We start from the raw sequence: 12,159 nt of genomic DNA on the forward strand, positions 1-12,159 counted from the left end.
TAGCCAGTTATTCGGCAGGAGTGTCGCAAATTTCTTCCATCCATTAAGGATTACATAAAAAAACTGAAGGATAAACTAGTCTTAAATAGGATTCGGAATAAGACGAGCCAGCAGTTTTTCTTTTAATACACAAAGTTGATTGGAACGGAAGGCGCGAGACTCCTGCGGGAAAAGCGAGTCCAAAGGAGACCCCACAGGCGCAAGAGCGCCGAGGACGGACCGCCCGCGGAAAGCTAGTGCCTGGAGTGGAAATCAACGTTCCCATTTTACAAACCCACAAAAAAACTTTCGGCAAATAATTACTATCTGGTTTGTGAACAAAAGGGTTCTATCCAAAGCTGATTGGAACAGAACAGAAGGTACGAGGCTCCTGCGGGAAAAGCGTGGCCAAGGGAAACCCCACAGGCCAGCGCCGAGGGCGGACCGCCCGCGGAAAGCGAGTGCCTGGATTGGAAATCAACGATCAGAATTACTAACCTTCAAAAAAACGTTCGAGTTATTTTCAGAAGTCCGCTCCCTAACCGCTCGACTGTCTGCAAAGCTGCATCAAAGCAAAAACCGCCCGCGGAAAGCGATTTTCTAGAGCAACTTTCCATCATACCAATTAGTTAAGGGTCTTTTTTTGTTTTAGGAACGACAATACTTCCAAAAAGGCTGGTCCATTATCTACCAGTCGGTAATCCATAAACGCACACCCGTCTCTTTTTATTCTGTTTGGTAGGGTTTCAATCGTAAAGTCCTGTAACTGGAGACTTTCGTTCACTTCCTCCCAAAACAAAGGTGTAGCCACACCAGCGAAAGAATTTCCCCGTGGGGAATAAGGAAGAATGATGGTTTTTCCTTCACTATGCTGCACAAAGTCCAAGTAAAGTCGATTATGCCGATTTATTTTCATTCTTTCCGTTGTAAAATCATTCGGGTGGGAACTTGTTAAATAATCACCGAGAAAGTCAGTGAATATGCGTGTCTCCTGATAAGTAAATCTGTCTTCAGGCAGAGGGATGTGAATTTGCAGTCCTTTGTTACCTGAGGTTTTTACAAAAGCTTTAATCCTTAATGATTCCATCACCTTTTTTATTTCCTGTGCAGCCTTTACCGCAAAGGAGAAATATTCGATGGAAGGAGGATCCAAGTCCAGGACGATTTCGTCGGGTCTTGTTTTACCGGCTTTCTGAAATGGGGCATGAAATTCCAATGCAAGTTGATTACCAAACCAAAGGAGAGTTTCAATGTCGTTACACAGCATATATTCGATATCCTCATCCATGAACGTTTTAATAAAGTCCGGCGCATAATCAGGTTTGTTTTTTTGGAAAAATCTTTCTTTATCCAAAGTTCCATGAGGATAGCGGATCGTTGTAAGAAGCTTATCCTTCAAGAAGGGTAAGAAGAAAGCTGAAACCTCCCGTAAATAATGAAGGTATTCTACTTTTACCACCTGTTTACCTTCTGTTTTCCAAAGCGGTTTATCCCTGGAAGTTATTTGTACAGTATCTGGAAATGTATATTGCCCTAGCACGAATTTCTCCCAGGTACATTCGTCGGGAGAAGTTTGTAAAAGCCACTGCGAAAACTGAGGTTCACGCAATTCATTTTCCTCATATACGTGCAAGAATTGAACTTCAATGCAAATGGATGGATGGATATAAAAAAATTGTGCGTCTTCATTTGATGCATTTTGCTTGATCAATTGATGCAATATACTTTTATCTCGAGCACTCAGTCCATTTTTGACACTCCCGATTTTCGTTACGGCACCTTCTTTGAAAACTGCAAGGGACACGTAGCCATTTTCTTTGTGCAATGCTGTGATGAAACAAGAAGCGGTCTTCCAATTTTTCACCTTAATCCAAGATGTTGTACGTCTTCCTTCTTGCCAAGCACCCCGAGTTTCCTTGGCGACAATCCCTTCACCATCTAACAAGGTGACCTTATTCAATGCAATATCCAAAACGTCAAAACTCTCTATTAATTGTATCAAAGCCTTATCGGTGGGATCAGGAGGCATAGGAAGACCGAGTTTTCCCCCCATATTCAACATCAATTCCCTTCGTTCCACCATAGGTTTATCTGCTACGTCTTTTCCGCTGATGCGAAGCAGGTCAAACGCTATAAACCGACATGGGGAAAAACGGGCATTTTCTGAAATTAAGGATTGTTTCCCAAGGCGTCCTCGCCACTGTATTTGAAAAAAGTCCGCCTTCGCCTGATTCGTAAGCCAGACCAATTCTCCATCTAATTGAAGCGGGAGATAACCTTCCAGGTCCAGGTCTTTGATGAAAGCAATGATTTCTGGGAATTGAGGTGATAATTCCTTTTCATTTCGACTCGAAATGCTTATGGTATCGGAGTCTATCGTTAAAATAGCCCTAAAGCCGTCATATTTGACTTCATAACGCCAATCCTTGGATTTGGGGGCTTCAGGGTAATAGGTAGGCAGCATCGGTTTCATTTTTGTATTTACCTCCGCAAATAATTGATAACATTATTTTGCCAAAAAAACGAAGTGTTAGAGTTGGCAATTGTTTTTTCGGTTTTTTTTGAACAAAGGGGAATAATAAAATTGTTCTTCTCATCAAAAATAAGTTATGAGGTGACGAATATGCATACGATGTGGAAGGGGAGCATATCATTCGGTTTGGTGAACATTCCGATCAAACTTCATGCTGCAACGGAGGATAAGGATATATCTTTAAGGACGTTGCATAAGGAATGTCATACACCGATTAAATACGAAAAGGTTTGTCCAGTATGCGAGAAAGAAGTGGGGAAGGATGATATAGTCCGCGCTTTTGAGTATACAAAGGGAAAGTTTGTTGTATTGGAAGACAATGAACTAGAACAACTAAAAAAACAAAACGAAGAAAAAGCCGTGGAAATCGTGGATTTCGTTAAAATTGAAGAAATAGATCCCATTTATTTTAACCGGAGTTATTACATGTCCCCAAATGACGGGGGGATAAAAGCTTATTCCCTTTTGAGGCAGGCCCTCAAGGAATCGAATAAGGTTGGTTTGGCAAAAATCATCATTCGCTCCAAAGAACAAATGGCGGTAATCCGAGTCGTTGATAATACCTTGGTTATGGAAACGATTCATTATCCGGATGAAGTCCGCTCCACAGCGGATGTTCCGAATATCCCTGCCAATGATACCATAGTAAAAAAAGAAATCGATACTGCCGTATTATTGATAGATCAATTAACGACTACTTTCGATCCGACAAAATATACCGATGACTATCGAACCGCGTTACTAGAATTGATTGAATCGAAGAAAACGGGACAGACGACGATTACAGCGAAAACAAAAGAACCAGTTTCCAACAATGTAACCGATTTAATGGAGGCATTACAGGCATCCATAGACCGTACAAAACATGATGAACCGGAAAAGAAAAAGACGACCCGAAAGAAAGCGGCACCAAAAAAAAAGAAACAAGCGTAAACAGGAAGCTGAGCGGAAGACGGATGATGTCGCTCGGCTTTCTGCTTGTTTTTGCAAGGAATCAGGCTTCTAATAAGGAAATGAAAGGGACTTGATAAGGAGGGAAGGAAAGTACAAATAGGTGAGTCGATCAAGATGCAAGAAACTGAATGGAATTACAGGGAATTAGTGGATATTAATGAAAGCAAAAAAAATTCGCTCCCTAAAGAGCGACAATGAGGAATTCAATCGTGAAAATCAACATATAGGCGAACGGTTGTAGTTTTCGACTATATATTGTGTTCATATTCTACCATATTTAATTCTGAAATAGCAACTAAATTACTGAAACTAACCTATGAATTTTTCTGGAAATCAATGATATTTCGCCCATTAACTGCTCATATGGCTTTTTCATTTCATATACATATAAAAAGGTACTGAATAAAATGGATTTTTAGTATAATTTATACATATAGGATGATATAAATTTAATATGAATGGAAGATGCAAAATGGAAAATGGAAAAATCAAATCACTACATGCGGGGAAGCCGAAACATGAAATTTTTTCGAATATCGATATCTTTTCAGCCATGGATAAACAAGCACAGGATAATTTGACAGTGACTAAAGCTGGCATAATCGGCGATGGTGTCGGTAATGTAAAGTTCCATGGAGGTCCTGATCGGGCTTTGTGCTTTTACCCATTTGAGCATTATTCATTATGGAATGAAAAATTCTCCAAAAAGCTGGATATCCCTGCATTCGGTGAAAATTTAACTATAGCGGGGATGAGGGAAGAAACAACGTATATCGGCGATATTTATCAAATAGGCGATGTGATTGTTCAAATTAACCAAGGGAGGATACCTTGTTCGACCATTTCCTTCTTCAATCAAGAACCTAAGTTTTTGGAACTCGTGCTGAAAACGAGTTTCACTGGTTATTTTGCAAGAGTACTTCAAGAAGGAACGATAAATAAACAAAACGAGATTGTGCTAATAGATCGTCTACAAGAAAAAATTTCTGTCCATTACGCAGCAGAGGTCATCCTTCATAAACGAGATGGGCTGGAAGGTGCTAAGGCTTTACTTACACTAGACTCGTTAGCGGAAGACTGGAAACAAAGGATCTTGAAGAGGGTTCAAGCAGCAAAAAATTGAATGATTTTTGCAAAAGTGAAAAAAATGTCGATCAGGTATTGAAATTGACAGATTATTAATGTAAATTAAATATAATCAAATTTTGAAATCTTATGAAAATTATATAAATGGATCTTATCGAGAGAGGTGGAGGGACTGGCCCGAAGAAACCTCAGCAACCAGCTTAGGCAAAGGTGCTAAATCCAGCAAGCAGAGCTTGATAGATGAGGAGAATGTTTCAAAAACCTTCTTCTTTGAGAAGGTTTTTTTTCCTTTTCTCTCATACTCATAGAATACGACAAAAACAGGATTGTTTTTGAGAGAGGGTGTAATGATGAATTTTCGTAAAGAATTAAAAGAAAGAATGCTAATTGGGGAAGGGGCAATGGGGACCTTGCTTTACTCTAATGGCATTGATCAATGTTATGAGGAATTAAACTGTACGAACCCAGATCAAATAGAGTCCATCCATCGAGCCTATCTGGAAGCTGGTGCAGATATCCTTCAATCGAATACATACGGAGCCAATTTCAATAAATTGAAGCGGTATGGACTTGAAGATGAAGTGAGCAGAATCAATCGCCAGGGAGTCATTCTTGCTAAAAAAGCGGCAAAAGGAAAAGCATACATCTTCGGTACCATAGGGGCTCAGCGGAGTATCAGGAAATCGGATTTAAGCATGGAAGAGATAAAACGGGGTTTTCGTGAACAGCTATACAGTCTGTTGATGGAAAATCCTGATGGGATTCTCCTGGAAACATTTTATGACCTGGAAGAACTGGAAACCGTCCTGCAAATCGTTAAAAATGAAACGGGACTGCCGATTATCGCAAATGTCTCGATGCATGAACTGGGTAATCTTCAAAGTGGAATCCATTTAAATGAAGCCTTTCAAAAACTCGAGCAATTGGGTGCCGATGTAGTTGGTGTGAATTGCCGCCTCGGACCACATCATATGATTCGGGCCTTGGAAGAAGTGAGTTTGCCAAAGCAAGCATCGATTGCCATTTACCCTAACGCCAGCCTGCCGGATTATGTCGATGGGAGGCTCGTTTATAAAGCTGTGCCGGAATATTTCGGTTCTAGTGCCCTGGAACTTCGTGAGCAAGGCGCCGCGATCATAGGAGGGTGCTGTGGAACGACTCCACTGCATATTCAAGCTGTAAAGCATGCAATTGGAAGTTTGGCTCCCGTGAAAGAGAAATTTACGAAATCCCGTGAAATAGAAGTAATTGAAGTGAACGATAGGGAATTGGAACTTCCCCTTTACGAAAAAGCCAAAACGGAACGGACGATTCTTGTTGAGCTTGATCCACCGAAAAAGCTAGGGATAGAGAGCTTCATGACTGGTGCTGAGGTTTTGAAAAAAGCAGGGGTCGATTCCATTACATTAGCGGACAATTCACTTGCCTCACCAAGGATATCGAATGATGCACTGGCTAATTTACTGAAGAACCAATTGAATATAAATCCGATGGTGCATATAACATGCCGTGATCGAAATTTGATTGGCCTGCAGTCACATTTAATGGGTCTGCAGACGGTAGGGCTGAACGAAATATTGATCATCACCGGAGACCCTTCAAAAATTGGCGACTTCCCGGGTGCCACTTCGGTTTATGATTTATCTTCCTTTGACCTGATAAGCATGGTCAAACAATTTAATGAAGGTCTTTCCTATTCCGGTCAAAGTTTGGGGCAACGGGCAAATTTTAAAATTGCGGCAGCTTTTAATCCCAATGTGAAATATCTGGATAAAGCCGTACAGAGAATGGAAAAGAAGATTGCCTGCGGTGCTCAATCCTTTTTGACACAGCCAATTTATTCCTTGGAGCAAATCGAAGAAGTATATGAAGCGACAAAACATCTAGAAACCCCGATTTTCATCGGTATCATGCCCTTAACAAGCACCCGGAACGCCGAATTCATCCATAATGAGATCCCAGGCATCAAATTGCCTGATAATGTTAGAAGGGCCATGGCTCTAGCGGGGGATGACCCTGTAAAGTCAAGGATTGAAGGGGTGAATATTGCGCGGGAACTGGTGGACTCGGCTAGGGAAAAATTCAAGGGCATATATTTAATCACTCCATTCCTTCGCTATGAAATGACGGCGGAACTTACGAAATATATTAGAAAAGTCGATAGTAAACAGACATCAGAGGTGGCAGTACATGAATAAAAAAACGATTCAAGATCAGTTAAATTCTAAAATTCTCCTACTTGATGGGGCGATGGGAACGATGCTTCAAGCGGAGAATTTGACAGCAGACGATTTTGGCGGAGAACAATTCGAGGGCTGCAATGAATATTTATCACTGACGCAACCGGAAATCATCCAATCCATTCATGAAAAATATTTAGCAGCGGGCGCAGATATCATAGAAACAAATACCTTTGGAGCGACCAGCATCGTCCTTGAGGAATACCAAATAAGTACGATTGCCTACAAGCTAAATAAAATTTCAGCTGAGCTTGCCGTTAAAGCTTGTGAAAAGTATTCCAATGATGAATGGCCAAGATATGTAGCTGGCTCGATGGGCCCCACTACAAAAACGCTTTCCGTAACGGGCGGCACTACTTTTGATGTTTTAACAGATTCTTATGAAGAGCAGGCACTGGGTCTCTTGGATGGCGGGGTAGACTTGCTGTTGGTGGAAACCTGTCAGGATATGCTTAATGTCAAGGCTGCCTTTTCTGGAATCAAAGCAGCATTCGCTAAAACGGGAAAAGATGTGCCTGTCATCATATCAGGAACTATCGAACCGATGGGCACGACACTTGCAGGACAGTCCATAGAAGCTTTTTATTTATCGGTTGAACATATGAAGCCCGTAGCTGTCGGCCTTAATTGTGCAACAGGGCCGGAATTCATGATAGACCATATCAGGACACTTGCAGATATATCAAATAGCGCCATCAGCTGTTATCCGAATGCCGGGCTCCCTGATGAAGAAGGCCACTATCATGAATCACCTACTTCCCTGGCAGAGAAAATGAAGCAATTTGCCGAAAAGGGATGGGTCAATATCATTGGCGGATGTTGTGGTACGACACCAGAGCATATTAAAGAACTTACCAGGGTACTCGAAGGCATGAAGCCCCGTACAATTACGGATACTGCCCATGGTCATGCCGTATCAGGGATAGAGCCGCTAATTTATGATGATTCAATGCGTCCTTTATTCGTAGGGGAGAGGACGAATGTTATCGGTTCCCGAAAATTCAAGGAGCTGATACGTGGAAAGCATTACGAGCCAGCTGCCGAGATTGCACGTAACCAGGTAAAGAAAGGCGCCCATGTCATTGATATCTGTCTTGCTGATCCTGATGGGGATGAGCTTGGCGACATGAAGGAATTTGTAGAAGAGGTCGTCAAAAAAGTGAAAGTCCCATTGGTCATAGACACTACGGATGAAGTCGTACTTGAACAAGCATTAAAACATTCACAAGGAAAATCGATCATTAATTCCATAAACCTTGAAGATGGTGAGGAGCGCTTTGAAAAAATAGTACCCTTAGTCCATCAATATGGTGCTGCCGTTGTCGTAGGAACCATTGATGAAATTGGGATGGCCGTTGATGCTGAACGGAAATTGGAAGTGGCTACACGGTCTGTGGATTTGCTCGTCAATAAGTACGGTCTAAACAAAAATGACATCATTTTTGATCCGCTGGTATTTCCTGTAGGCACAGGGGATGAACAATATATTGGATCTGCATTGGAGACGGTGAATGGAATAAAGGCAATTAAAGAAAAGTTTCCGGAATGCTTAACGATACTTGGCATTTCCAACGTTTCATTCGGTCTGCCAGCGAGGGGAAGGGAAATATTAAATGCCGTTTTCCTTTACCATTGTACAAAAGCGGGTCTCGATTATGCTATCGTGAATACAGAAAAACTTGAACGTTTCGCTTTGATACCGGAAGAGGAAGTGAAATTGGCTGAGGCACTCCTGTTTGAGACTTCAACTGAAACTTTAGCGATTTTTACTGAATTTTATCGTGGGAAAAAAGCGGAGAAGAAGGATGATGGTGTGATCCTGCCATTGGACGAACGTCTTGGTAACTATATTATCGAAGGAACGAAAGAAGGATTGATTGATGATTTAAATGAAGCGATAGAGCGCGGTGATACCCCGTTGGAAATCATCAATGGACCATTGATGGATGGGATGAGTGAAGTGGGGCGGCTGTTCAATGACAACCAACTTATTGTCGCAGAGGTGCTTCAGAGTGCTGAAGCGATGAAGGCGGCTGTAGCTCACCTTGAACCACTTATGGAAAACGCTGAAGATAGTGCTAAGAAAGGGAAAATCCTGTTGGCGACCGTCAAGGGAGATGTGCATGATATCGGGAAAAACCTAGTGGATATCATTCTATCCAATAACGGCTATGAAGTCATTGATTTGGGAATAAAGGTCGCACCGCAACAAATCATCGAAGAGGTTCGAAAACATGAGCCAACCATCATTGGCCTATCTGGGTTACTTGTAAAATCTGCACAGCAAATGGTTTTAACCGCGCAGGATTTAAGGCAAGCGGGGATAGATACCCCCATTTTAGTTGGAGGGGCAGCATTATCCCGTAAATTCACGGATTTTAAAATTTCACCTGAATATGAAGGGCCGGTTTTATATTCCAAAGATGCGATGGATGGTTTGGCGGTAACGAATATTTTACATGACGCCGACAAAAAAGTGGTGTACCTGGAAGAGTTGGTCGAGAAACGAGAAAGATCGAAAGCGAATGCCGCCATTGCTGCCACGTTGGAAAAACCTGTTCGTAAGCAGTCCACAGCGGCTCCTTTAAGCGATGTTCCTGTTCAAACACCGCGTGATATCAAACGTCACGTCCTGAAAAACTATCCATTGGATGTCGTCCAGCCATATATAAATAGGCAAATGCTGATTGGTCATCATTTGGGGTTAAAAGGCAAAGTTATCGAATTGCTTAAGCAAGGGAATGAAAAAGCAGTGCAGCTCAATGATCTCGTTGACGAATTGATCGAATTCCTAAAGACGGAACCGGATTATGGTTTGCATGCAGTTTATCAATTTTTCCCTGCTCAAAGCGAAGGAGATAAGCTATTTATATACAATCCGGACAATCATCAGGAGGTTTTGGAAACTTTCGACTTCCCCCGGCAAGATACGAATCCGCATCTTTGTTTAGCGGACTTCGCAAAATCGATTTCCTCCGGGCAAATGGATTATGTTGGTTTCTTCCTGGTCACTGCCGGAAAAGGAATCAGGAAATGGGCGGAAAAACTGAAGCTTGAAGGTGATTTCTTGAAAAATCACGCCCTTCAATCACTTGCTCTCGAAACAGCTGAAGGGTTCGCGGAAAGAATTCATCAATTAATGCGGGATGATTTAGGTATAAGCGACCCGATTGATATGTCCATGAAAGAGCGATTTGCAGCTAAGTACACCGGGCAAAGGTTTTCATTTGGTTATCCTGCTTGTCCTAATCTGGAAGACCAGGAGAAGCTATTCCGCCTGTTGCAACCTCAAGATATTGGCGTGGAATTGACTGAAGGATGCATGATGGAACCAGAGGCTTCCGTTTCAGCCATTGTTTTTGCACATCCTGAAGCTCGTTACTTTAATGTCGATCGATAACTTCATTTAATAAAGGCAGCGGTATTTTTTACCGCTGCCTTATTGCGCATGAAACCCCTTAACTGGTACACCTTAATGGTCAAAAGGAAGGGGATGCAGCACCTATGAAGAAGATGCTAAAATTAATTCTTGTCATCGCGAGTTCTTTCATTATTATTTTGTTTGATGTGGATGTGCAAAACATTCAAGTGCATGCAGTGGTTCCTGAAGAGATGACACCGCTGCTAAAAAGTAAGGCGAATCAGAAAATCGCTTATTTGACCTTCGATGACGGACCATCCTTGAATACCATGGAGATATTGAATATTTTGGACCGCTATCATGTTAAGGCCACATTTTTCGTTAAAGGTAACGAAGAACCATACGCAAAGAGATGTTATCAGGAAATGATATCCCGCGGTCATTCGATCGCCCTTCATTCTTATACACATGATTATTCCATCGTTTATCGGTCGACTGAGAGTTTCTTTCAAGATTTGAATAGGCTTGAAACCATGCTGCAAGAGGAGTATGGGATAAAAAGCCGTATTGTGCGCCTTCCTGGCGGCTCGAATAATCGTCTGCGGCATCAGGCGTCAACGAAACCAATCATCAATGGAATCCTTCAGCAACTAAAGGAAAAAGGGTATATTTATTTTGATTGGTCCATTGACTCGACAGATGGCTTCAGTCCGTCAATAAGTGAACAACAAATCATTACTGCTGTGCAAAAAGGGACGAAAAATCAAAAGCATGTTAATATCTTATTGCATGATATCAATAGTATGAAAAACACTGTGAAAGCGTTGCCTGATATAATTGAATTCCTTAAAAAAGAAGGATATTCCTTTGATACCATTGATGAGACTACGCCGAAAATGCAATTTAATTGATGAACACATTGTTTAACTATAGTAAATTAAGGTATAGGATATTGAGATTACAATGCGAAAGGATTTATCGTCTCTATGATGCCATCATTGTTTTTATCACATGGAACACCGCTATTAGCTTTGGAAAAGAATAGCTATACTCTTTTTTTGAAGGAGTATATGCAAACAATGAAGAAACCTGCTGCCATCGTTATTTTGTCAGCACATTGGGAAAATGAAGATCAAATGATTTCTGCAGTGGGGAAGCATGAAGTCATTTACGATTTTGCTGGATTTCCTGAAGAAATATTTCAGATAACATATCCTGCGAGGGGATGCCTGGAGCTGTCAGATCGAATTTTAACCTTATTGTCCAGGATAGATGTTTTGGGGGAACTTGATGAAAGGCGCCCCCTTGATCATGGAGCATGGGGGCTTTTGCATCTCATGTACCCCGAAGCTGATATCCCGACCGTATCTATGTCCATTAGTCCTTCACTGCCATTCTACAAGCAGTATGAAATTGGGAAAGCATTGAGGGAATTAAAGGAAAATAATGTCCTGATCATAGGAAGCGGTGGAATTGTCCATAATTTCACACATATTCAGAAAGATATGCATGTCGCAGAGGGATGGGCAATCGAGTTTGAGAACTGGGTCGAAGAAAAAATCATGAAATGGGATTTGCAATCTTTGTTCAATTATGAAAATATCGCCCCTTACAGTACAGAGGCTGTGCCTTCCAAAGAGCATTTCATTCCATTGGTCATCGCAATGGGCACAGGGGATGACCATAAAAAAGCGGCTCTTCTGCACAGAAGCTTTCAATATGGCAATCTAAGTTTAACAGCTTGGAAGTTTGAGTGAGGTGAAAGGGCTTTCAAACTAGTTAAATTTACCTGAAAAATAATCATTATACAAAAATACAAAAATCTTTTTTTAGCGAAAAAAAGACTTAAATGAGCAAAAAAGACAGTTAAAAGCGATTTTTGACGAATTAAGCAGAAATATAGTTGAAAAAAGGTTGTATAAAGTGGTTTAACCTTTGGATATTTCGACAAAAACATGTTAATATAACATCTGAAAACGTTTTATCCTTTAAAATTTTATTATTCA

At 41.3% G+C, this 12,159-nt stretch carries 7 protein-coding genes and 1 riboswitch; of the genes, 6 read left to right on the forward strand and 1 reads right to left on the reverse strand.

What is annotated here, in order from left to right; translation table 11 throughout:
* Positions 1-604 precede the first annotated feature (604 nt).
* Positions 605-2,452: a DNA ligase D gene (gene ligD, locus ADA55_RS22845; RefSeq protein WP_048687772.1), complete on the reverse strand. Its 1,848-nt coding sequence runs from the start codon at positions 2,450-2,452 to the stop codon at positions 605-607.
* A gap of 150 nt (positions 2,453-2,602) precedes the next feature.
* Here ligD and ADA55_RS22850 point away from each other — a divergent pair, with 150 nt between their 5' ends.
* The 6 genes from ADA55_RS22850 to ADA55_RS22875 all read left to right on the forward strand — a co-directional run bounded on the left by ADA55_RS22850 (position 2,603) and on the right by ADA55_RS22875 (position 11,910).
* Positions 2,603-3,445 (forward strand): Ku protein, encoded by an 843-nt coding sequence (locus ADA55_RS22850; protein WP_048687774.1) that lies wholly within the window; start codon positions 2,603-2,605, stop codon positions 3,443-3,445.
* 493 nt (positions 3,446-3,938) lie between these two features.
* Positions 3,939-4,589: an MOSC domain-containing protein gene (locus tag ADA55_RS22855; RefSeq protein ID WP_048687775.1), complete on the forward strand. Its 651-nt coding sequence runs from the start codon at positions 3,939-3,941 to the stop codon at positions 4,587-4,589.
* A 111-nt stretch (positions 4,590-4,700) separates the two neighbouring features.
* Positions 4,701-4,799: riboswitch (SAM riboswitch) on the forward strand.
* Between the two features lie 103 nt (positions 4,800-4,902).
* Positions 4,903-6,750, forward strand: coding sequence for a bifunctional homocysteine S-methyltransferase/methylenetetrahydrofolate reductase (locus ADA55_RS22860; RefSeq protein ID WP_048687777.1), 1,848 nt, complete (start codon positions 4,903-4,905; stop codon positions 6,748-6,750).
* Positions 6,743-10,192 (forward strand): methionine synthase, encoded by a 3,450-nt coding sequence (gene metH, locus ADA55_RS22865; protein WP_048687778.1) that lies wholly within the window; start codon positions 6,743-6,745, stop codon positions 10,190-10,192. The genes ADA55_RS22860 and metH overlap by 8 nt, the downstream gene beginning before the upstream one ends.
* 104 nt (positions 10,193-10,296) lie before the next feature.
* Complete coding sequence (locus ADA55_RS22870) at positions 10,297-11,064, forward strand: polysaccharide deacetylase family protein (RefSeq protein WP_048687781.1); 768 nt, start codon at positions 10,297-10,299, stop codon at positions 11,062-11,064.
* 78 nt (positions 11,065-11,142) lie between these two features.
* Complete coding sequence (locus ADA55_RS22875; protein ID WP_226990533.1) at positions 11,143-11,910, forward strand: dioxygenase; 768 nt, start codon at positions 11,143-11,145, stop codon at positions 11,908-11,910.
* Positions 11,911-12,159: the final 249 nt, after the last annotated feature.

The sequence above is a fragment of the Bacillus sp. 220_BSPC genome (genome assembly GCF_001054655.1).
GTDB classification, from domain to species: Bacteria; Bacillota; Bacilli; order Bacillales; family DSM-1321; genus Peribacillus; species Peribacillus frigoritolerans.